Annotated in this window: 23 protein-coding genes and 1 pseudogene; 17 read left to right on the forward strand and 7 right to left on the reverse strand. The window is 48.3% G+C overall.

From position 1 onward, the window contains the following. Window positions 1-230 precede the first annotated feature (230 nt). The 9 genes from fimB to fimH all read left to right on the forward strand — a co-directional run bounded on the left by fimB (window position 231) and on the right by fimH (window position 8,983). Window positions 231-833, forward strand: coding sequence for a type 1 fimbria switch DNA invertase FimB (gene fimB, locus BEB54_RS14745; RefSeq protein WP_000790582.1), 603 nt, complete (start codon window positions 231-233; stop codon window positions 831-833). Between the two features lie 477 nt (window positions 834-1,310). Continuing rightward, on the forward strand, window positions 1,311-1,907 hold the full coding sequence (gene fimE / locus BEB54_RS14750) for a type 1 fimbria switch DNA invertase FimE (RefSeq protein WP_000044711.1): 597 nt from the start codon (window positions 1,311-1,313) through the stop codon (window positions 1,905-1,907). 480 nt (window positions 1,908-2,387) lie between these two features. After that, on the forward strand, window positions 2,388-2,936 hold the full coding sequence (fimA, locus tag BEB54_RS14760) for a type 1 fimbrial major subunit FimA (RefSeq protein WP_000695535.1): 549 nt from the start codon (window positions 2,388-2,390) through the stop codon (window positions 2,934-2,936). A 64-nt stretch (window positions 2,937-3,000) separates the two neighbouring features. Then, window positions 3,001-3,540: a fimbrial protein gene (locus tag BEB54_RS14765; protein ID WP_000824095.1), complete on the forward strand. Its 540-nt coding sequence runs from the start codon at window positions 3,001-3,003 to the stop codon at window positions 3,538-3,540. 36 nt (window positions 3,541-3,576) lie between these two features. After that, window positions 3,577-4,302, forward strand: coding sequence for a type 1 fimbria chaperone FimC (fimC, locus tag BEB54_RS14770; protein WP_001403893.1), 726 nt, complete (start codon window positions 3,577-3,579; stop codon window positions 4,300-4,302). A 66-nt stretch (window positions 4,303-4,368) separates the two neighbouring features. Further along, entirely contained in the window at window positions 4,369-7,005 is a 2,637-nt protein-coding gene (fimD, locus tag BEB54_RS14775; RefSeq protein ID WP_105282221.1) for a fimbrial usher FimD, read from the forward strand. Window positions 7,006-7,014: 9 nt separating this feature from the next. After that, a complete protein-coding gene (gene fimF / locus BEB54_RS14780; RefSeq protein WP_039020421.1) occupies window positions 7,015-7,545 on the forward strand; it encodes a type 1 fimbria minor subunit FimF in 531 nt (176 codons plus the stop codon). 12 nt (window positions 7,546-7,557) lie between these two features. After that, entirely contained in the window at window positions 7,558-8,061 is a 504-nt protein-coding gene (gene fimG, locus BEB54_RS14785) for a type 1 fimbria minor subunit FimG (RefSeq protein ID WP_105277724.1), read from the forward strand. 19 nt (window positions 8,062-8,080) lie between these two features. Then, the gene (fimH, locus tag BEB54_RS14790) at window positions 8,081-8,983 is read left to right on the forward strand and encodes a type 1 fimbria D-mannose specific adhesin FimH (protein ID WP_103253485.1); all 903 of its coding nucleotides are present in this window, start codon (window positions 8,081-8,083) and stop codon (window positions 8,981-8,983) included. Between the two features lie 173 nt (window positions 8,984-9,156). On the opposite strand, the gene gntP is transcribed toward fimH, so the two are convergent. Beyond that, complete coding sequence (gene gntP, locus BEB54_RS14795; RefSeq protein WP_105277725.1) at window positions 9,157-10,500, reverse strand: gluconate permease GntP; 1,344 nt, start codon at window positions 10,498-10,500, stop codon at window positions 9,157-9,159. Between the two features lie 339 nt (window positions 10,501-10,839). Between gntP and uxuA the strand changes: the two genes are divergently transcribed. The 3 genes from uxuA to uxuR all read left to right on the forward strand — a co-directional run bounded on the left by uxuA (window position 10,840) and on the right by uxuR (window position 14,553). Further along, entirely contained in the window at window positions 10,840-12,024 is a 1,185-nt protein-coding gene (gene uxuA / locus BEB54_RS14805) for a mannonate dehydratase (RefSeq protein ID WP_000438605.1), read from the forward strand. Between the two features lie 80 nt (window positions 12,025-12,104). Beyond that, entirely contained in the window at window positions 12,105-13,565 is a 1,461-nt protein-coding gene (locus BEB54_RS14810) for a fructuronate reductase (protein WP_000208194.1), read from the forward strand. 214 nt (window positions 13,566-13,779) lie between these two features. Next, complete coding sequence (gene uxuR, locus BEB54_RS14820) at window positions 13,780-14,553, forward strand: Uxu operon transcriptional regulator (RefSeq protein WP_000833681.1); 774 nt, start codon at window positions 13,780-13,782, stop codon at window positions 14,551-14,553. Between the two features lie 140 nt (window positions 14,554-14,693). Here the strand turns inward: uxuR and BEB54_RS14825 are convergent, their stop codons facing one another. Next, the gene (locus tag BEB54_RS14825; RefSeq protein WP_000062493.1) at window positions 14,694-15,515 is read right to left on the reverse strand and encodes a DUF2686 family protein; all 822 of its coding nucleotides are present in this window, start codon (window positions 15,513-15,515) and stop codon (window positions 14,694-14,696) included. A gap of 287 nt (window positions 15,516-15,802) precedes the next feature. Between BEB54_RS14825 and BEB54_RS29950 the strand changes: the two genes are divergently transcribed. The 4 genes from BEB54_RS29950 (at window position 15,803) to iraD (ending at window position 16,581) form a co-directional block, all read left to right on the forward strand. Continuing rightward, window positions 15,803-15,871, forward strand: a complete 69-nt coding sequence (locus BEB54_RS29950) for a hypothetical protein (protein ID WP_418930497.1) — start codon at window positions 15,803-15,805, stop codon at window positions 15,869-15,871. After that, on the forward strand, window positions 15,850-15,993 hold the full coding sequence (locus tag BEB54_RS29705) for a hypothetical protein (RefSeq protein WP_269218583.1): 144 nt from the start codon (window positions 15,850-15,852) through the stop codon (window positions 15,991-15,993). Before BEB54_RS29950 ends, BEB54_RS29705 begins: the two co-directional genes overlap by 22 nt. Window positions 15,994-16,108: 115 nt before the next feature. Continuing rightward, complete coding sequence (gene idlP / locus BEB54_RS28620) at window positions 16,109-16,192, forward strand: iraD leader peptide IdlP (RefSeq protein WP_123009414.1); 84 nt, start codon at window positions 16,109-16,111, stop codon at window positions 16,190-16,192. Further along, window positions 16,189-16,581, forward strand: a complete 393-nt coding sequence (gene iraD, locus BEB54_RS14835; RefSeq protein ID WP_000986226.1) for an anti-adapter protein IraD — start codon at window positions 16,189-16,191, stop codon at window positions 16,579-16,581. Before idlP ends, iraD begins: the two co-directional genes overlap by 4 nt. On the opposite strand, the gene hypT is transcribed toward iraD, so the two are convergent. The 4 genes from hypT to BEB54_RS14855 form a co-directional block, all read right to left on the reverse strand. Beyond that, complete coding sequence (gene hypT, locus BEB54_RS14840) at window positions 16,574-17,485, reverse strand: hypochlorite stress DNA-binding transcriptional regulator HypT (RefSeq protein ID WP_000340767.1); 912 nt, start codon at window positions 17,483-17,485, stop codon at window positions 16,574-16,576. The two genes, iraD and hypT, sit on opposite strands and share 8 nt — an antisense overlap. A 64-nt stretch (window positions 17,486-17,549) precedes the next feature. After that, on the reverse strand, window positions 17,550-18,722 hold the full coding sequence (gene iadA, locus BEB54_RS14845) for a beta-aspartyl-peptidase (RefSeq protein WP_039020418.1): 1,173 nt from the start codon (window positions 18,720-18,722) through the stop codon (window positions 17,550-17,552). Window positions 18,723-18,734: 12 nt separating this feature from the next. Next, window positions 18,735-19,196 (reverse strand): YjiG family protein, encoded by a 462-nt coding sequence (locus BEB54_RS14850; protein WP_000211971.1) that lies wholly within the window; start codon window positions 19,194-19,196, stop codon window positions 18,735-18,737. Then, window positions 19,193-19,876, reverse strand: coding sequence for a nucleoside recognition domain-containing protein (locus BEB54_RS14855; RefSeq protein ID WP_105271138.1), 684 nt, complete (start codon window positions 19,874-19,876; stop codon window positions 19,193-19,195). The genes BEB54_RS14850 and BEB54_RS14855 overlap by 4 nt, the downstream gene beginning before the upstream one ends. 249 nt (window positions 19,877-20,125) lie before the next feature. On the opposite strand from BEB54_RS14855, the gene kptA reads away from it, so the two are divergent. After that, entirely contained in the window at window positions 20,126-20,698 is a 573-nt protein-coding gene (kptA, locus tag BEB54_RS14865) for an RNA 2'-phosphotransferase (protein WP_105277728.1), read from the forward strand. Between the two features lie 180 nt (window positions 20,699-20,878). Here kptA and BEB54_RS14870 read toward each other — a convergent pair. Then, window positions 20,879-22,513: pseudogene (locus tag BEB54_RS14870) on the reverse strand (Ig-like domain-containing protein); the annotation flags it as partial. Between the last annotated feature and the right edge of the window lie 73 nt (window positions 22,514-22,586).

Genomic DNA, 22,586 nt, shown 5'->3' on the forward strand with positions numbered 1-22,586 from the left:
TCAGATTGATAAATATATAAAGGTACATAGCATGCAAGAGCATGGCGTTTGTATGGCAAAGTTATTATAAGTAACTATCGCTACTCCATTTAAGTTCACTCAGCAGAACTGGTCCACTTACGTTAGTTATTAAGCAAACGTTCGCTTTTATAAACATAATCAGGATTAAAATGTTGGATTATTGCTAACCCAGCACAGCTAGTGCGCGTCTGTAATTATAAGGGAAAACGATGAAGAATAAGGCTGATAACAAAAAAAGGAACTTCCTTACCCATAGTGAAATCGAGTCACTCCTTAAAGCAGCAAATACCGGGCCTCATGCAGCACGTAATTATTGTCTGACTTTGCTTTGTTTTATTCATGGTTTCCGGGCGAGTGAAATTTGCCGATTGAGGATTTCGGATATTGATCTTAAGGCAAAGTGTATCTATATCCATCGATTAAAAAAAGGCTTTTCAACAACGCACCCGCTATTGAACAAAGAAGTTCAGGCTTTAAAAAACTGGTTGAGTATCCGTACTTCGTATCCGCATGCTGAGAGCGAGTGGGTATTTTTATCACGTAAGGGGAACCCGCTTTCTCGGCAACAGTTTTACCATATTATCTCGACTTCTGGTGGTAATGCTGGGTTATCACTGGAGATTCATCCGCATATGTTACGCCATTCGTGTGGTTTTGCTTTGGCGAATATGGGAATAGATACACGACTTATCCAGGATTATCTTGGGCATCGCAATATTCGTCATACTGTCTGGTATACCGCCAGCAATGCAGGGCGTTTTTACGGCATCTGGGATAGAGCCAGAGGACGACAGCATCACGCAGTTTTATAGAGATAGATGAGATACCAGGGATGGTGTTAAAAAATACATTATTCTTACGATATATCAAAAATGATTAACCATTTATTAATTGATGTTATTGTAAGTGTGATTCTTAATTATCATAATAAACATTAAGTTAACCATATCCATACAAAATACAATGGTTTGTGTTCTTCAAAATAAATAAACAAAATCATTCATAAATTTACACATCACTCAAGTTCTCCTGTTTCTGCACTTTTTTCTTTATTTTTTAAGCAACTGGAAGTTAATCCGCTGCAATCTATTGTTATATTGAATCAAATCAATGAAAATAGATGTTGTCACATCAGTGATATTTTATTTTTGTATGATATTTAATGTAATTGACTGATAGCCACATCACTTCATGTGTGGTTATCTTTTTATCTATTGGGCTAATTTTGACCGATTGAGGTTTCCTATAGGTATTCATTCAAATATATCTCAGTCAGGAGTACTACTATTGTGAGTAAACGTCGTTATCTTACCGGTAAAGAAGTTCAGGCCATGATGCAGGCGGTGTGTTACGGGGCAACGGGAGCCAGAGATTATTGTCTTATTCTGTTGGCATATCGGCATGGGATGCGTATTAGTGAACTGCTTGATCTGCATTATCAGGACCTTGACCTTAATGAAGGTAGAATAAATATTCGCCGACTGAAGAACGGATTTTCTACCGTTCACCCGTTACGTTTTGATGAGCGTGAAGCCGTGGAACGCTGGACCCAGGAACGTGCTAACTGGAAAGGCGCTGACCGGACCGACGCTATATTTATTTCTCGCCGCGGGAGTCGGCTTTCTCGCCAGCAGGCCTATCGCATTATTCGCGACGCCGGTATTGAAGCTGGAACCGTAACGCAGACTCATCCCCATATGTTAAGGCATGCTTGCGGTTATGAACTGGCGGAGCGTGGTGCAGATACTCGTTTAATTCAGGATTATCTCGGGCATCGAAATATTCGGCATACTGTGCGTTATACCGCCAGTAATGCTGCTCGTTTTGCCGGATTATGGGAAAGAAATAATCTCATAAACGAAAAATTAAAAAGAGAAGAGGTTTGATTTAACTTATTGATAATAAAGTTAAAAAACAAACAAATACAAGACAATTGGGGCCAAACTGTCCATATCATAAATAAGTTACGTATTTTTTCTCAAGCATAAAAATATTAAAAAACGACAAAAAGCATCTAACTGTTTGATATATAAATTATTTCTCTTGTAAATTAATTTCACATCACCTCCGCTATAGGTAAAGCTAACGTTTCTGTGGCTCGACGCATCTTCCTCATTCTTCTCTCCAAAAACCACCTCGCGCAATATAAAAATCTATAAATAAACATAACAATAGAATATTAAGCCAACAAATAAACTGAAAAAGTTTGTGCGCAATGCTTTCCTCTATGAGTCAAAATGGCCCCAAATGTTTCATCTTTTGGGGGAAAACTGTGCAGTGTTGGCAGTCAAACTCGTTGACAAAACAAAGTGTACAGAACGACTGCCCATGTCGATTTAGAAATAGTTTTTTTAAAGGAAAGCAGCATGAAAATTAAAACTCTGGCAATCGTTGTTCTGTCGGCTCTGTCCCTCAGTTCCGCAGCGGCTCTGGCTGATACTACGACGGTAAATGGTGGGACCGTTCACTTTAAAGGGGAAGTTGTTAACGCAGCTTGCGCAGTTGATGCAGGCTCTGTTGATCAAACCGTTCAGTTAGGGCAGGTTCGTACCGCATCGCTGGCACAAGAAGGAGCAACCAGTTCTGCTGTCGGTTTTAACATTCAACTGAACGATTGTGACACTACTGTTGCAGACAAAGCTGCTATTGCCTTCCTTGGTACCGCAATTGATGGAACTCATCCTAACGTATTAGCTTTGCAGAGTTCAGCTGCGGGTAGCGCAACAAAAGTTGGTGTGCAGATCCTGGACAGAACGGGTGCTGCGCTGGCGCTGGACGGTGCGACATTTAGTGCACAAACAACCCTGAATAACGGAACCAACACCATTCCGTTCCAGGCGCGTTACTTTGCAACCGGTGCCGCAACCCCAGGTGCTGCTAATGCGGATGCGACCTTCAAGGTTCAGTATCAATAACCTACCCAGGTTCAGGGACGTCATTATGGGCAGGGATGCCCACCCTTGTGCGATAAAAATAACGATGAAAAGGAAGAGATTATTTCTATTAGCGTCGTTGCTGCCAATGTTTGCTCTGGCCGGAAATAAATGGAACACCACGTTGCCCGGCGGAAATATGCAATTTCAGGGCGTCATTATTGCAGAAGCTTGCCGGATTGAAGCTGGTGATAAACAAATGACGGTCAATATGGGGCAAATCAGCAGTAACCGGTTTCATGCGGTTGGGGAAGATAGCGCACCGGTGCCTTTTGTTATTCATTTACGGGAATGTAGCACGGTGGTGAGTGAACGTGTGGGTGTGGCGTTTCACGGTGTCGCGGATGGTAAAAATCCGGATGTGCTTTCCGTGGGAGAGGGGCCAGGGATTGCCACCAATATTGGCGTAGCGTTGTTTGATGATGAAGGAAACCTTGTACCGATTAATCGTCCTCCAGCAAACTGGAAACGGCTTTACTCAGGCTCTACGTCGTTACATTTCATCGCCAAATATCGTGCTACCGGGCGTCGGGTTACTGGCGGCATCGCCAATGCTCAGGCCTGGTTCTCTTTAACCTATCAGTAATTGTTCAGCAGATAATGTGATAACAGGAACAGGACAGTGAGTAATAAAAACGTCAATGTAAGGAAATTGCAGGAAATAACATTCTGCTTGCTGGCAGGTATCCTGATGATCATGGCAATGATGGCTGCCGGACGCGCGGAAGCAGGAGTGGCCTTAGGTGCGACTCGCGTTATTTATCCGGCAGGGCAAAAACAAGTACAACTTGCCGTGACAAATAATGATGAAAATAGCACCTATTTAATTCAATCATGGGTAGAAAATGCCGATGGTGTAAAGGATGGTCGTTTTATCGTGACACCACCTCTGTTTGCGATGAAGGGAAAAAAAGAGAATACCTTGCGTATTCTTGATGCCACAAATAACCAATTGCCACAGGATCGGGAAAGTTTATTCTGGATGAACGTTAAAGCGATTCCGTCAATGGATAAATCAAAATTGACTGAGAATACGCTACAGCTCGCAATTATCAGCCGCATTAAATTGTACTATCGCCCGGCTAAATTAGCGTTGCCACCCGATCAGGCCGCAGAAAAGTTAAGATTTCGTCGTAGCGCGAATTCTCTGACGCTGATTAACCCGACACCCTATTACCTGACGGTAACAGAGTTGAATGCCGGAACTCGGGTTCTTGAAAATGCCTTGGTGCCTCCAATGGGCGAAAGCACGGTTAAATTGCCTTCTGATGCAGGAAGCAATATTACTTACCGAACAATAAATGATTATGGCGCACTTACCCCAAAAATGACGGGCGTAATGGAATAACGCAGGGGGAATTTTTCGCCTGAATAAAAAGAATTGACTGCCGGGTAATTTTAAACCGGAGGAATAATGTCATATCTGAATTTAAGACTTTACCAGCGAAACACACAAAGCTTGCATATTCGTAAGCCTCGTCTGGCTGGTTTTTTTGTTCGGCTCTCTGTTGCCTGTGTTTTTGCCACACAGGCACCTTTGTCATCTGCCGAACTCTATTTTAACCCGCGTTTTTTAGCGGATGATCCCCAGGCTGTGGCTGATTTATCGCGTTTTGAAAATGGGCAAGAATTACCGCCAGGGACGTATCGTGTTGATATCTATTTGAATAATGGTTATATGGCAACGCGTGATGTCACATTTAATACGGGCGACAGCGAACAAGGGATTGTTCCCTGCCTGACACGCGCGCAACTTGCCAGTATGGGGCTGAATACGGCTTCTGTCTCCGGTATGAATCTGCTGGCGGATGATGCCTGCGTGCCATTAACCTCAATGATCCAGGACGCTACTGCGCAACAGGATGTGGGTCAGCAGCGACTCAATCTGACGATCCCTCAGGCATTTATGAGTAATCGCGCGCGTGGTTATATTCCTCCTGAGTTATGGGATCCCGGTATTAATGCCGGATTGCTCAATTATAATTTCAGCGGAAATAGTGTACAGAATCGGATTGGTGGTAACAGTCATTATGCATATTTAAACCTACAGAGTGGGTTAAATATTGGTGCGTGGCGTTTACGCGACAATACCACCTGGAGTTATAACAGTAGCGACAGTTCATCAGGTAGCAAAAATAAATGGCAACATATCAATACCTGGCTTGAGCGAGACATAATACCGTTGCGTTCCCGGCTGACGCTGGGTGATGGTTATACTCAGGGCGATATTTTCGATGGTATTAACTTCCGCGGCGCACAATTGGCCTCAGATGACAATATGTTACCCGATAGCCAAAGAGGATTTGCCCCGGTGATCCACGGTATTGCTCGTGGTACTGCACAGGTCACTATTAAACAAAATGGGTATGACATTTATAATAGTACGGTGCCACCGGGGCCTTTTACCATCAACGATATCTATGCCGCAGGTAATAGTGGTGACTTGCAGGTAACGATTAAAGAGGCTGACGGCAGCACGCAGATTTTTACCGTACCCTATTCGTCAGTCCCGCTTTTGCAACGTGAAGGGCATACACGTTATTCCATTACGGCAGGAGAATACCGTAGTGGAAATGCGCAACAGGATAAACCCCGTTTTTTCCAGAGTACATTACTCCACGGCCTTCCGGCTGGCTGGACAATATATGGTGGAACGCAACTGGCGGATCGTTATCGCGCTTTTAATTTCGGTATCGGGAAAAACATGGGGGCACTGGGCGCTCTGTCTGTGGATATGACGCAGGCTAATTCCACACTTCCTGATGACAGTCAGCATGACGGGCAATCGGTGCGTTTTCTCTATAACAAATCGCTCAATGAGTCAGGTACGAATTTTCAGTTAGTGGGTTACCGTTACTCGACCAGCGGGTATTTTAATTTTGCTGATACAACATACAGCCGAATGAGTGGCTACAACATCGAAACACAGGATGGTGTTATTCAGGTTAAGCCGAAATTTACCGACTATTACAATCTCGCTTATAACAAACGCGGGAAATTACAGCTCACTGTTACTCAGCAACTCGGACGCACATCAACACTGTATTTGAGTGGTAGCCATCAAACTTATTGGGGAACGAGTAATGTCGATGAGCAATTCCAGGCTGGATTAAATACTGCTTTCGAAGATATCAACTGGACGCTCAGCTATAGCCTGACGAAAAACGCGTGGCAAAAAGGACGGGATCAGATGTTGGCTCTTAACGTCAATATTCCTTTCAGCCACTGGCTGCGTTCTGACAGTAAATCTCAGTGGCGACATGCCAGTGCCAGCTACAGCATGTCACACGATCTCAACGGTCGGATGACCAACCTTGCGGGCGTATACGGTACGTTGCTGGAAGACAATAACCTCAGCTATAGCGTGCAAACCGGCTATGCCGGGGGAGGCGATGGTAATAGCGGAAGTACAGGCTACGCCGCGCTGAATTATCGCGGTGGCTACGGCAATGCCAACATTGGTTACAGCCATAGCGATGATATTAAGCAGCTCTATTACGGAATCAGCGGTGGGGTATTGGCTCATGCCAATGGCGTAACGCTGGGGCAGCCGTTAAACGATACGGTGGTGCTTGTTAAAGCGCCCGGCGCAAAAGATGCAAAAGTTGAAAACCAGACGGGGGTGCGTACCGACTGGCGCGGCTATGCCGTGCTGCCTTATGCCACAGAATATCGGGAAAATAGAGTGGCGCTGGATACCAATACCCTGGCTGATAACGTCGATTTAGATAACGCGGTCGCTAACGTTGTTCCCACCCGTGGGGCAATTGTGCGAGCAGAGTTTAAAGCGCGTGTTGGGATAAAACTGCTCATGACGCTAACCCATAATAATAAGCCGCTGCCGTTTGGGGCGATGGTCACATCAGAGAGTAGCCAGAGTAGCGGCATTGTTGCGGATAATGGTCAGGTTTATCTCAGCGGGATGCCTTTAGCGGGAAAAGTTCAGGTGAAATGGGGAGAAGAGGAAAATGCTCACTGTGTCGCCAATTATCAACTGCCACCAGAGAGTCAGCAGCAGTTATTAACCCAGCTATCAGCTGAATGTCGTTAAGGGGGCGTGATGAAAAGCAAACCTTTTTATCTTCTGTGCGCTTTTTTGTGGCTGGCGGTAAGTCACGCTTTGGCTGCGGATAGCACGATTACTATCCGCGGCTATGTCAGAGATAACGGCTGTAGTGTGGCCGCTGAATCAACCAATTTTACTGTTGATCTGATGGAAAACGCGGCGAAGCAATTTAACAACATTGGCGCGACGACTCCTGTCGTTCCATTTCGTATTTTGCTGTCACCCTGTGGTAATGCCGTTTCTGCCGTAAAGGTTGGGTTTACCGGCGTTGCAGATAGACACAATGCCAACCTGCTTGCACTTGAAAATACGGTGTCAGCGGCTGCGGGGCTGGGAATACAGCTTCTGAATGAGCAACAAAATCAGATCCCCCTTAATGCGCCATCCTCCGCGATTTCGTGGACGACCCTGACGCCGGGTAAACCAAATACGCTGAATTTTTACGCCCGGTTAATGGCGACACAGGTGCCGGTCACTGCGGGGCATATCAATGCCACGGCTACCTTCACTCTTGAATATCAGTAACTGGAGATGCTCATGAAATGGCGCAAACGTGGGTGTTTATTGGCGGCAATGTTGACGCTCGTAAGTGCGACGCTACAGGCAGCCGATGTCACGATCACCGTGAACGGTAAGGTCGTCGCCAAACCGTGCACGGTTTCCACCACTAATGCCACGGTTGATCTCGGCGATCTTTATTCTTTCAGTCTCGTGTCTGCCGGTGCGGCATCGGCCTGGCATGATGTTGCGTTAGAGTTGACTCATTGTCCGGTGGGAACATCGAGGGTCACCGCCAGCTTCAGCGGGGCAGCCGATAGTACGGGATATTATAAAAACCAGGGGACCGCGCAAAACATCCAGTTAGAGCTGCAAGATGACAGTGGCAACACATTGAATACTGGCGCAACCAAAACAGTTCAGGTGGATGATTCCTCACAATCAGCGCACTTCCCGTTACAGGTCAGAGCATTGACGGTAAATGGCGGAGCCACTCAGGGAACCATTCAGGCAGTGATTAGCATCACCTATACCTACAGCTGAATCCGAAGAGATGATTGTAATGAAACGAGTTATTACCCTGTTTGCTGTACTGCTGATGGGCTGGTCGGTAAATGCCTGGTCATTCGCCTGTAAAACCGCCAATGGCACCGCTATCCCTATTGGCGGTGGCAGCGCCAATGTTTATGTAAACCTTGCGCCCGCCGTGAATGTGGGGCAAAACCTGGTCGTAGATCTTTCGACGCAAATCTTTTGCCATAACGATTACCCGGAAACCATTACAGACTATGTCACACTGCAACGAGGTTCGGCTTATGGCGGCGTGTTATCTCATTTTTCCGGGACCGTAAAATATAGTGGCAGTAGCTATCCATTTCCTACCACCAGCGAAACGCCGCGCGTTGTTTATAATTCGAGAACGGATAAGCCGTGGCCGGTGGCGCTTTATTTGACGCCTGTGAGCAGTGCGGGCGGGGTGGCGATTAAAGCTGGCTCATTAATTGCCGTGCTTATTTTGCGACAGACCAATAACTATAACAGCGATGATTTCCAGTTTGTGTGGAATATTTACGCCAATAATGATGTGGTGGTGCCCACTGGTGGCTGTGATGTTTCTGCTCGTGATGTCACCGTGACTCTGCCGGACTATCCCGGTTCGGTACCTATTCCTCTTACCGTTTATTGTGCGAAAAGCCAGAACCTGGGGTATTACCTCTCCGGCACAACCGCAGATGCGGGCAATTCGATTTTCACCAATACCGCGTCGTTTTCACCAGCACAGGGCGTCGGCGTACAGTTAACGCGCAACGGTACGATTATTCCAGCGAATAACACGGTATCGTTAGGAGCAGTAGGGACTTCGGCGGTAAGTCTGGGATTAACGGCAAATTACGCACGTACCGGAGGGCAGGTGACTGCAGGGAATGTGCAATCGATTATTGGCGTGACTTTTGTTTATCAATAAAGAAATCACAGAACATTGCTAATGCTGGTACGCAATATTGCCTGAAGCTAAAAACCTGCACGTTAGCCCTTTGTAGGCCAGATAAGACGCGTCAGCGTCGCATCTGGCATAAACAAAGCGCACTTTGCCGACAATCCGAACTGAGCCTGCCATTGGCAGGCTCTGGTGTTCTTTTACGCTACCATGCTAATAATCAACACAATAATCAGCCCAACCACGGAGTTGACCAGCTCCAGCAGACCCCATGTTTTCAACGTGTCTTTTACTGACAGGTCAAAGTAACCTTTGAACAGCCAGAATGAGGCATCATTAATGTGGGTGAGGGTGTTGGAACCTGCAGCTGTCGCCAGCACCAGCAGCGCCGGATTCACGCCAACCAGTTGACCGGTTGCTGGATCAAGGATTGCAGCACTGATAATCCCGGCGGCAGTCATCGCCGAAACCACACCTTGACCCGTCGCCAGACGAATTAGCACAGTGATCAGCCACGCCATGATGTACGGCGAGATATTGCCGTGTGACATCAACATGCCAATGGTGTCACCAATGCCGGTATCGATGATGGTCTGCTTCAGCACGCCACCCGCACCGATGATCAGAATCACCATCGCAATGCTTTTTACCGCGCTTTCAAAGGCGTTCATCACCCACTGCATGTCATGACCACGCGCGGTGCCAAAGAGTATGAATGCAACCACCATCGCAATAAACATTGCAATCGGCGATGAACCTATAAAGTTAACGACTTCCCACGCAGGGGTGTCTTTGGCCAGCCAGATATTGGCGATGGTGGTGGAGATCATAATGATTGCCGGGATCAGCGGCACCAGAATCGAAACGCCGAAAGAGGGCAGATTATTCATATCTACCGGTTGATCTGCTTTCAGGAATGATGGCGTTGGGCGCTCAAGATTGCCGAGGAACTTCGGCAGGATCAGACCTGCGCAGATGACACTTGGGATCGTCACCAGTACGCCATAGATATAAACCATCCCCATATCTGCACCATAAGCATTCACCAGCGCCACCGGACCCGGCTGCGGAGGGAAAAGTGAATGTGCGGTGGTAGCAGCCGCTACTGCCGGAATAGCCAGTTTCAGGAACGGAATTTTAGCTTCGGCGGCAATGACGATAACCAGCGGCGCTAACATGATAAAGGCCACTTCATAGAACATCGCCAGACCAAAAATCAGGCCGATGATAATCACCGATATCTGGACATAGCGCAGGCCGAGACGCGCCAGCAGCGTATGCGCTATCTGGTGCGCCGCGCCGGAGTCGACCATCAATTTACCAATGACCGCACCGAACACAACAATGATTGCCAGTTCCCCCAGCGTGTTGCCGAAGCCCGCTTTCATGGTGTGCAGCAGCGACATCAAATCCATGCCCGCCAACATCCCGACGGACAGCGCCGCCACTAGCAAAGCCACCATTGAATTGATTTTGAACTTCAAATTCAGTACCAGCATCAGGCCGATACCGAATACTACCCAAAGAATGTTAAGCACATGCATAACGTTTTACCTTACCTGGTTGAACCGTTGTTATTTTGGGCGACATGTTATGTAAATTGGTCAACCATTGTTGCGATGAATGTCACACCCTCTGATTAATAACTATCAATTACCCGTTGCTGCAATTTGCAGCAACGAGCGTGCGCGTGAAAATCTTGTGATGTGGTTAACCAATTTTAGAATTCGGGTTGACATGTCTTACCAAAAGGTAGAACTTATACGCCATCTCATCCGATGCAATGCCACGGCTGCGGTCTGGTTGTTCATCCGGATACCTAAACAACTCCAGGGTTCCGCGTCTCTTTGCTGTGGAACCCACTATGTGAAAGAGGAAAAATCATGGAACAGACCTGGCGCTGGTACGGCCCTAATGATCCGGTCACTTTAGCTGATGTCCGTCAGGCGGGCGCGACTGGCGTGGTTACCGCTTTGCACCATATCCCGAACGGGGAAGTATGGTCCGTAGAAGAGATCCTCAAACGCAAGGCGATCGTTGAAGACGCAGGCCTGGTGTGGTCTGTCGTAGAAAGCGTGCCAATTCACGAAGATATCAAAACTCATACTGGCAACTACGAGCAGTGGATCGCTAACTATCAGCAAACTCTGCGCAATCTGGCGCAGTGCGGCATTCGCACCGTGTGCTACAACTTCATGCCGGTGCTCGACTGGACCCGTACTGACCTCGAATACGTGCTGCCAGATGGCTCCAAAGCTCTGCGCTTCGACCAGATCGAATTTGCTGCGTTTGAAATGCACATCCTCAAGCGTCCAGGCGCGGAAGCGGATTACACCGAAGAAGAAATTGCTCAGGCCGCTGAACGCTTCGCCACTATGAGCGACGAAGACAAAGCGCGTCTGACCCGTAACATCATTGCCGGTCTGCCGGGCGCGGAAGAAGGCTACACCCTTGACCAGTTCCGTAAGCACCTGGAGCTGTACAAAGATATCGACAAAGCCAAACTGCGCGAAAACTTTGCGGTCTTCCTGAAGGCGATCATTCCAGTTGCGGAAGAAGTTGGCGTGCGTATGGCTGTTCACCCGGACGATCCGCCGCGCCCAATCCTCGGCCTGCCGCGTATCGTTTCCACCATTGAAGATATGCAGTGGATGGTTGATACCGTAAACAGCATGGCGAACGGTTTCACCATGTGCACCGGTTCCTACGGCGTGCGTGCTGACAACGATCTGGTTGATATGATCAAGCAGTTCGGTCCGCGTATTTACTTCACCCATCTGCGTTCCACCATGCGTGAAGATAACCCGAAAACCTTCCACGAAGCGGCGCACCTGAACGGTGACGTTGATATGTACGAAGTGGTGAAAGCGATTGTTGAAGAAGAACACCGTCGTAAAGCGGAAGGCAAAGAAGACCTGATCCCGATGCGTCCGGACCACGGTCATCAGATGCTGGACGACCTGAAGAAGAAAACCAACCCAGGTTACTCCGCGATTGGTCGTCTGAAAGGCCTGGCCGAAGTTCGCGGTGTCGAAATGGCGATCCAGCGCGCTTTCTTTAGCCGTTAATATCCACCGGCATGGCTGCGCGCCGTGCCGGTTCCTTCTTCCTTGCCGTCACTCTCTGAAGACGGATTCTGGAGTTTACGATGACTACTATTGTTGACAGCAATCTGCCGGTTGCCCGCCCGTCATGGGATCATTCTCGTCTGGAATCACGCATTGTGCATCTCGGTTGCGGGGCGTTTCACCGCGCGCACCAGGCGCTGTACACCCATCACCTGCTGGAAAGCACGGATAGCGACTGGGGGATCTGCGAAGTTAACCTGATGCCAGGCAACGACCGTGTGCTGATCGAAAACCTGAAAAAACAGCAACTGCTGTACACCGTAGCGGAAAAAGGCGCAGAAAGCACCGAGCTGAAAATTATTGGCTCGATGAAAGAAGCGCTGCACCCGGAAATCGACGGTTGTGAAGGTATTCTCAACGCGATGGCGCGTCCGCAGACGGCGATTGTCTCCCTGACGGTCACGGAAAAAGGTTACTGCGCCGATGCGGCAAGCGGTCAGCTGGATCTCAATAATCCGCTGATTAAGCACGATCTGGAAAACCCGACTGCGCCGAAGTCGGCGATTGGTTACATCGTCGAAGCCTTGCGCCTGCGTCGTGAGAAAGGGTTGAAAGCGTTTACGGTGATGTCCTGCGACAACGTGCGTGAAAACGGCCATGTAGCGAAAGTTGCCGTTCTGGGGCTGGCTCAGGCGCGTGATCCGCAACTGGCGGCATGGATTGAAGAGAACGTCACCTTCCCGTGCACCATGGTTGACCGCATCGTTCCGGCAGCTACCCCAGAAACGTTGCAGGAAATTGCTGACCAGCTGGGCGTTTACGACCCGTGCGCCATTGCCTGCGAACCATTCCGTCAGTGGGTCATTGAAGATAACTTCGTTAATGGTCGCCCGGACTGGGATAAAGTGGGCGCACAGTTCGTTGCAGACGTTGTGCCGTTCGAAATGATGAAACTGCGTATGCTGAACGGCAGCCACTCTTTCCTGGCGTACCTCGGTTACCTCGGCGGCTATGAAACTATTGCCGACACCATGACTAACCCGGATTATCGCAAAGCGGCCTTTGCCCTGATGATGCAGGAACAAGCGCCAACGCTGTCGATGCCGGAAGGTACGGACCTGAACGCCTATGCGACGCTGCTGATCGAGCGTTTCAGCAACCCGTCTCTGCGTCACCGTACCTGGCAGATTGCGATGGACGGCAGCCAGAAGTTACCGCAGCGCCTGTTGGACCCGGTGCGTCTGCACCTGCAAAACGGCGGTAGCTGGCGTCACCTGGCGCTCGGCGTGGCTGGCTGGATGCGTTACACCCAGGGGGTGGATGAGCAGGGGAATGCCATTGATGTGGTCGACCCGATGCTGGCGGAGTTCCAGAAGATCAACGCGCAGTATCAGGGCGCAGACCGCGTGAAAGCGCTGCTGGGCCTGAGCGGTATTTTTGCCGATGATCTGCCGCAGAATGCCGACTTTGTTGGCGCGGTGACGGCGGCATATCAGCAGCTGTGTGAACGCGGCGCGCGCGAGTGTGTGGCTGCGCTGTAACTGACTGATTACCCAACAGACTTACTGGTCAATCAAAATAATATTTGGTTGACCAGTTTTCGTTTTTTTGCCCACCTGTACGTGCCAACTTCCAGTGCTAATGGTATAGTTTGAGATTGACGGGGGCCGTAAAATCGCCCGTTGTAGGCCGGATAAGGCGTTCACGCCGCATCCGGCAAAAATTTGATTAACTGCACCTAACGGACACAACACCATGAAATCTGCCACCTCTGCGCAAAGACCTTACCAGGAAGTCGGGGCGATGATCCGCGATCTGATCATAAAGACGCCGTACAATCCTGGCGAACGGCTGCCGCCGGAGCGTGAAATTGCAGAAATGCTTGATGTCACGCGGACGGTGGTACGTGAAGCGCTGATCATGCTGGAGATCAAAGGGCTGGTGGAAGTGCGCCGGGGTGCCGGTATTTATGTTCTTGATAGCTCAGACAGCCAGAACACAGACGGTCCGGATGCCAACGTTTGCAATGATGCGGGTCCTTTTGAGCTGTTACAGGCGCGTCAGTTACTGGAAAGTAACATCGCGGAATTTGCCGCCCTGCAGGCTACCCGCGAAGATATCGTCAAAATGCGTCAGGCATTGCAACTGGAAGAGCGTGAACTGGCTTCCAGCGCGCCGGGTAGCAGCGAAAGCGGTGATATGCAGTTCCATCTCGCCATTGCCGAAGCAACGCATAACAGCATGCTGGTGGAGTTATTCCGTCAGTCCTGGCAGTGGCGGGAAAACAATCCGATGTGGATCCAGTTGCACAGCCATCTGGATGACAGCCTGTATCGCAAAGAGTGGTTGGGCGATCACAAACAGATCCTCGCCGCGTTAATCAAAAAAGACGCCCGAGCGGCGAAGCTGGCAATGTGGCAGCATCTGGAAAACGTGAAGCAACGTCTGCTTGAATTCTCGAACGTTGACGATATTTATTTTGATGGCTATCTATTTGATTCATGGCCGCTGGATAAAGTCGACGCCTGACTTATTATGATAAGCGCAAGGGTAAACGTTCCTTGCGCTTTCTTAAATTAAGAAGTCGCAATGAGTATTACTTTATAAATTGCAGGGTATTGTTTAAATATCTGTATAACCTGAATGTTAGTACTCATTCTTCCCAGTGGTTATTTACCAATATAATTCCATTCACCATTTTTTAATTCAAACAGTTCTGGGAGAGATGACGGTTGCAGAGTCATACGTTTGACATGTGCATTTTCATCCCCGGGGATAACTTTATATCCAATCTTAGCGTGGATCTCAGCGGTACCAGGATAGGCTTCTATACCAATTATTGGGTCATTTCCCATTCCAATATTAGCATTAAGTAATGCAGCAAGGGCGAATCCGGAAGAATTTGCTACCCCTGACACAGTCATTATCTGATCAATATAGATATCAATTCTTGGCAGTGTTGTATCTTGCCAATTTTCAACCTTTTCAAGGGGGAGTGTTGCCAGGTATCCTATCGTGGTTCCCGCATAGCCTGGAACATTGCAACCAGGGCCTAGGGTTATTTCATGTATCGTGTTTGGAATTTTAGAATCCATAGTTAGGTTAAACCGTAGACCAGCTTCTAACGCTGCGGAAACATGCGCCTTTTTACATACTCCACCGTATATTCCGTCTAATACTGAGCTGGCCTTCCAGGTACCACAGCGTATGTTTCCTGTGATTGAAATACCATCGGATTCTTTACATGCGGCTGTTACGTAATTGAATGGCCAATACCCTTGTTTACCAATTTCAAGCTGTCTAATTTCGACAACACTTCCCCCATCATAGTTATGGTTATTTCCACGAACAAGAGGTCTGACATAGATGTTTTCCGAGTTAAGATGCGAGGGCATACTGTCTGCTAATTCTTTATCGGCATTTGGATGATGAGCGAAATGATTATCTGTAAAAATTTTGTTGTTAGCGGCATTGCTTATTGGCATAGACATATTAATAACCTTTTATGAGTATTTCACTGATGTTTTAGAAAAATAGATAAATTTTTCTGTAGTAAAAAGAGAAGTAAACAAATGACATGCATGTTTCTGTTGTAGTGATATCAACTCTACACAGTGATATTAAAGGGTGGGAAACACTCTAAAGTATCAAAAAACGCTCATTTAAAATTATTTGCATGCAATTTAAAAGCATATCTTATTACTAATTGGAATTTGATGTTGTTATATTGATGTCTATATTAATAATGCCTGTGAATGGTGTTTTTGATGTATTTGATATGTTATCAATTTATATTATTTACAAACTAATTGTTTCAAATAATACATGGTTGATTATACGAAAATAAATAATGTCCCGCCGGGATTAAGTAGCGGCGGTGACAAGTATTTTCATCTACGTAACTATTCGGAATATTCAGAATATACTAGCAGTTTTTTTTTGAGTTTGATGATTTTTATCAAATCATGACTTTTTTCCTGAAAAGTCAGTAGATATTCATAGGCAAGTAAGGTTTTATACTTTGCTGACAGGATTCAGGCCTGTCTCAGACTGACATGGATGTAATGAACAAAAGGGAATGGCTATGGAAAATGAGCATCAATACAGTGGTGCCCGGTATTCAGGGCAAGCCACATATGTTGCTAAACGTCAGGAGTGCGCAAAATGATGCGCCAATCACTTCAGGCTGTTTCACCTGAAATATCAGGCAATAAAACGTTATCACTGCGTAAATCGGTATGCAGCGATCTCCTCACTCTTTTTAATTCTCCTCATTCGGCATTACCTTCATTACTTGTTTCAGGTATGCCTGAGTGGCAAGTGCATAACCAGAGCGACAAACATCTCCAGAGCTGGTATTGCCGTCAACTACGTTCTGCACTGTTATTTCATGAGCCTCGGATTGCGGCGTTGCAGGTCAATTTGAAAGAAGCGTACAGCCACACGCTGGCGATCAGCCTTGAGATAATGCTGCACCACGACGATGAACCGCTAACGTATGATCTGGTCTGGGATAGTGGCGGTTGGTGTAGTGCGACGCTGGAGAATGTCAGCTAAGCACAATCTCCAGCTCGCGCAGTTCGCGCCAGAAGCGTTCGGCCACGGGATTCATACGGGTATTCATCCGGTATGCATAGGCCTGAATCGGGATCACCAGTTCGTCCCGATTCAGAACGATAAGCTTCCCGCTGCGAATTTCTTGTTGGATGGCGTACTCCGGCAGCCAGGCAATCCCACAGCCGTCGAGGGCAACCTGCTTTAAAAGCTCGCTCATCGACGAGACAAAAAAGGTGCTGAAACTTAACTCACTGTGGCGCGTCAGGGTACGGTTAATCAATCGCCCCATGTAGGAGTTACGGCTGTAATTCAGTAACGGAAAGTGTGGCTGTGCGAGGTTAAAAAGCGCTTCTCCGTGTTCGTCACTGGCGCAGACGGGGAACAATTGAGATTCAAATAAGCGAATGTGGTCAAACGGTGCTTCCAGCAAATCTTCGTCATGAAAGGAAAAAATACAGTCGCTTTGCCCTTCACGCAGTTTATCGACCGCTTCATCAACATCAATGGCTTCAATCGCCCAGGTAAAGAGCGGCGGCATCTGGCTGATAATGGACGGTAAAAGACCGAGAGAAAGAGAGTGTGCAGCGGCTACCTTGATTTTACGTTGCGCGTAATCGCTGCCGCCACGCAGTTCTGCAAGGTTGCTCTCTAACTGTTGCAGCAGATGGCGGATCTGCGAATGGAAGATTTTCCCTTGTTCCGAGAGTTGCAGAGGTGTCACCTGGCGGTTAAACAATTCAACGCCAATTGCCTGTTCCAGCGCGCGGATGCGACGGCTAAATGCGGGTTGTGAGACGTTGCGACTGACTGCCGCCTGGGAAAAGTTGCGGCATTTTTCCAGGGTCAGAAAATCATAAAGCCATTTTGTTTCAATATTATGCAAAACCGCACCACAGTCATCCATTACGTTTTACTCTGTCAGCCGCCCTTGCGGGCATTCTACGTCCATTCGGGCGGCTGACAACCGTTTATGCCGTTTCAAACGTTCCTTTCACGCAGGCTTTGCCGTCTTTAACCATCAGTTTGCCGCGGGCGTATACCTGTTCAATGCGCAGTTCTGGCGTCATGACCAGCAAATCTGCGTCATTGCCTGGCAGAATTTCGCCTTTCCCGGTCAGGTTAAGGAAACCGGCCACGCTACTGGTGAGTGGGCGCAGGGCATCGCTGATGCTGAAATCGTAGTCTTTGACCAGCATCTGTACGGTTTCCAGCAACGTTTCAAATCCCGCAACGCCGATATGGGTTAAATTCCCTTCGTCGTCGAAGAACGGCTGACTACCGTTACCATCGGAGCTGAGGGTGACGCGTGTCAACGGAATACCGGCCTGAACGGCGCGGGCAATACCTTCGGCAGGGGCGACCGGTTCATCGATGCTGCTGGTGATGTCAATGGTACCGCCTTTGCGCGCAAACTCCAGCGCCTGCTCAAACAACGGTACGTTGCGGTTAACGTGGGTCGGCAGCAACTTATTGATGGGAACATCGCAGTTTTCCAGCAGGTCATAGATAGGCTGCAATGCCTTTTTGCTGTCGCCCATGTGGAACACAGTGACGCCAGGCTTACCGCCGAGCAAACCGCCAACGCGGGATTCCGCCGCCATATTGGCCAGGTGATAAACGTCCGGTGCGGCAGAGCGGTGATCAGAGATAGCGCATTTCACGCCAATCACGCGATCGATAATTGCCACGTCTTTTTCCACGGAACCTGTAATGGTGCGGGAAGGTACATGATAAGCGCCGGTCAGCATCCAGGCGCTGATGCCTTCCTCATTGAGCGCACGGGTCTTGGCGAGCAGGGATTCCGGGTGGCGAGAGACAGAGTCGGTGCCCAGCAGTCCAACCACTGACGTGACGCCCGCTTCTGTCAGACGACTTAACGCCACTTCCGGCGTACGCGTAGTGGGGCCAGCTTCTCCGCCACCGCCAATCAAATGGACGTGTTGATCAATAAAACCAGGGCAGAGGATCTGCCCGCGGAGATCGACGACCATGCAGTCAGGTACGATGTCAGAAGGGATATTGCTGGCAACGGCGATAATTTTGCCGTTAGCGACGAGGACATCGCAAATTCCCCGATCTTCCGGCGCATACAAATGCGCTCCCTGCAGCAGGGTAAAACCGGCTGCGGAATAATCAATCATGATAACTCCTTGTTAAACAATAAGCTGCATAACCCAGATCGACAGCAATGCGTTAATGACGCAGACCGTAATGATGTGCGGGTAATATTTGGCATTCACTTCGGCTGTCCCCAGGCAGCGACCGACATTTTGCACCGGGTTGCCCATTAAATACATTGCAGGCAGTAAAACAGTGACATCGTGGCCGGTTAATGCGCCAGCGGTCGCGAGACTGGCGGCAACACCGACTGCGCCGCCCATACTCATTAATGCGGCTAAAAGGACAGTTGCCGCTTCACCGGGCAATCCCCACAACGCCATTACGGGTTCACAGATATGCCCCACCCAGTCGAGCAGGCCGGTAATTTTCAGCGCCTGAATGATGACAAATGCCATCACCACGTTCGGCAGCAGGTTGGTGGTGGCGATAGTAAAGCCACGGCGTGCGCCATCGATAAACATATCCATGACATTTTTGCGGACCTGAGTTGTCATGCTTGCGCTCCTTGCGTTGTGTTGCGACGTTCTTCGAAGTTAAGCCAGACGCGCAAAATGTTGGCTCCGACAAATTTAAACACCAGGATGACGGCTAAAGGTACGATTACGGACGTGCCCAGAAAGGCAAACACCGCGACGCCGGAAGAGAAGTAGTTGGTGATGATGGCGCTACCGCTGGTTTGATATGCGGCGAAAATCACTTTATCGCGTTCGGTAATTTCACCTTCCTGCGCCAGCTCTTTGGTCATACCGGCGGCGGCATCGGTGTTTTGTAGGTTAGCGATCAGCGCCAGCGAGCAGATTCCTGGAATGCCCAACAATGGTTTTAGCACAGGTGTCATTAACTGCTGCGCGGCGCGTAATCCACCAAGACCATCGGTAATTGAAATAATCCCCAGAGAGAGAATGACTGATGGTGCCAGCTCCAGCGCAAAGAGAAAGCCATCTTTAGCCCCCGCGCCACCCGCTCCGCGAAACGAGGTGGTGGCTCCGTTCGCACCAGGCAGTTGCCCAAACGATCCGTTCAGAACGGAAAAATCAAAAACGCGCCACCAACTGTCTGTCCCGGAAAAAACACCGGAAAAAAAGATTATGGTGAGAAAAAAAGCCAGATACCCTTTAATGCCCACTTTTTCTGTCGCGAGCTCCCCGGCTACAGCATCCCCTTGTTGTGTCATAACAATCCCCATTGTTTTTTTGTGTTTGTGTGTTGCTTGAGCCAGGAAAATTCCTGGAGCTGAAAAACCTTATCAGTCATGTGGGTATGGGGAAAATGCAAGTATGTTTCTGGCTATGCGTTTTTTGCATAGCGGAAAAATTACGCTGTTTGAACAAGATGCTGCGAAGGATTTCGTTGCAGAAAATTCATAAATCCAGTGACAATGACGTGAGTAAATAAAAACGGAAAATCCAGGGACGAAAACGCGATGGCAAAGTACAACGAAAAAGAGCTGGCGGATACAAGCAAGTTTTTAAGTTTTATTCTCCGACATAAACCGGAGGCGATTGGTATCGTACTTGACCGTGAAGGATGGGCGGATATTGATAAGCTCATACTTTGTGCACAAAAAGCAGGTAAGCGGTTAACCCGTGCATTACTGGATACCGTTGTCGCCACCAGCGATAAAAAGCGTTTTAGTTATTCCAGTGATAGTAGGTGCATTCGCGCGGTTCAGGGGCATTCGACTTCGCAGGTCGCCATTGCCTTTGCCGAAAAAACACCGCCACAATTTCTCTACCACGGTACAGCAAGCCGCTTTCTTGACGAGATAAAAAAACAAGGGCTGATTCCAGGAGAGCGTCATTACGTGCATCTCTCTGCTGATGAAGCAACGGCACGCAAAGTGGGAGCAAGACACGGATCGCCGGTTATTTTAACCGTCAAAGCACAGGAAATGGCGAAACGAGGCATCCCTTTCTGGCAAGCGGAAAACGGGGTCTGGCTGACATCAACGGTTGCTGTTGAGTTTCTTGAGTGCCCGAAGAAAAGAGCTGATTAATGTTTGCTCGTGCCAGATGCGGCATAAACGCCTTGCGCTCCCTACAAAAGCATAAAAATTCAATATATTAGAGAGATAGTGTAAGCCTGATAAGCGTAGCGCATCAGGCAATTTGGCTTTTGTCATGAGTCTGAAAGGATACCCTCGCAAAAGGGTATCCTTTAATAACTACTTCAGAAATTAAAGTGATTTACGGCAGGCAGTTAGTTGAGCGCTGGAATCTGCGTCGCTTCCAATCCTGCCCGTCAGCATCTGCACATAGACGTGACTATTGTAATCATCCTGTTGATTGGTCCAGTAAGCACCCGCGGTAAATTGCGAATCACTGGAAAACTCCCCAACGTTCCCCCACTCACCATATAGCGATCCCAACGTGCGTTTGTTTTCGCCAGACGTTAAATGTGCGACGCCAGGAAGATTATATCCATCACTTTTCGCGTTGCAGAACGCATTGGCAGTTAGCCAGATATTGGTTTGATTCCCATGATTCACCCACCAGCCTTTCAGCTTAATTAATGTCTGGTAGGTTGTACCTCCTTGTCTGGGAACAGCGCTTATTACGACTGAAGTTTGGTCGCCGGTATTTGTGAAAGAAACTTTACCTGAAGCATCGACAGACACCCAACTCTGTGAACTTGTGAACATATAATCACTAACGGTTCTACCCGCTTCAAAGTTGTCATCATTAAGTGTGTAGTACGCCCCTATAAAACCTTCACTGGGGAATGTAGCCGTTGTGAAGGTATGGTTGTTGACTGTTACATGACCGTGCATGTCTTTTATTGAGCGGACAAGATCCAGTGATATGCTTAAGTTTGCTTGATGAACACCGTTCAGCATAGGAATGAGAGTCGCTCTGCCCTCTACGCCGCCAGTGACAGTGACGGTGTACTCGCCATAATTTCTTTGGCTGTAATCAATATTGCTCAACTTCAGGAGGTTCACGTAGGCACCTGACTGGACAAATTCCAGATGATCAGACGTCACTATCGGGTTACCGTACTTGTCTTGCAATATTAACGTAAGTGTCGCGCTCTCCTGGAAGTCAGCCATAAAAGAGCTAACGCTAGATTTCAATGTTGATTTACTTTCATCTGCCGTACCAGGAATCAATGTAATGGCTGCGGATTTGTGGACTGTGCCAGGGACCTGAACATTGACAATTAGAGCTTCTGCCAATGTACCTGTTATTGTCGCCGTGACTTGCCCGGACTGATCGGTACGCGTAGTTGGATTATTAATCACCGGGCTGCCTTTGGTGTCTAAGCTGTAACTAACGTCGACACCTTCAACCGGGAATCCATAATCATCTTCTACTCGTGAAGTGATGGTGCTGCTATCAACCCCGTCGGCGATTATGGTGTCAGGAGAAGCCACTACACTCACAACATGTGCCGTTGTAGCATCAGCCTTAACCGCAACCGTCACCTGGCTCTGAACGGGAACGTCTTTGCCCATTGTGGCCGTAACGGTATATACATTGACTTTGTCACTGGTCAGCGTCACTTTGGCCTGACCTGACTGATCAGTCAGGATTTCCCCTGTATTGCTTAGCGTTGCCCCATCAGGTGTTACGCTAAAGGTGATAATTTGCCCCGGCATCAATTCACCCTGAATATTTCTTGCCGTTGCGGTCAGTGTAATACCTTCACTGTTATGGACCGTGGTTTCTGGCTTCGATGATGTTAACTCGAGTTTGCCCTTTGCCACACTCACGTCAACTTTACGACTACTGTTATTGTCCAGCGTTGCTGTCACCTGATAGACCCCAGGCTGGGTGCTGATAAGGTTAACGTACGCATAGCCGTTATTAGACTGGCCCCCTGAATCTCCAGACAACCAATATCACTTATTTAAGTGATAGTCTTAATACTAGTTTTTAGACTAG

It is taken from the genome of Escherichia sp. MOD1-EC6021 (assembly GCF_002965245.1).
Taxonomy (GTDB): domain Bacteria; phylum Pseudomonadota; class Gammaproteobacteria; order Enterobacterales; family Enterobacteriaceae; genus Escherichia; species Escherichia coli_F.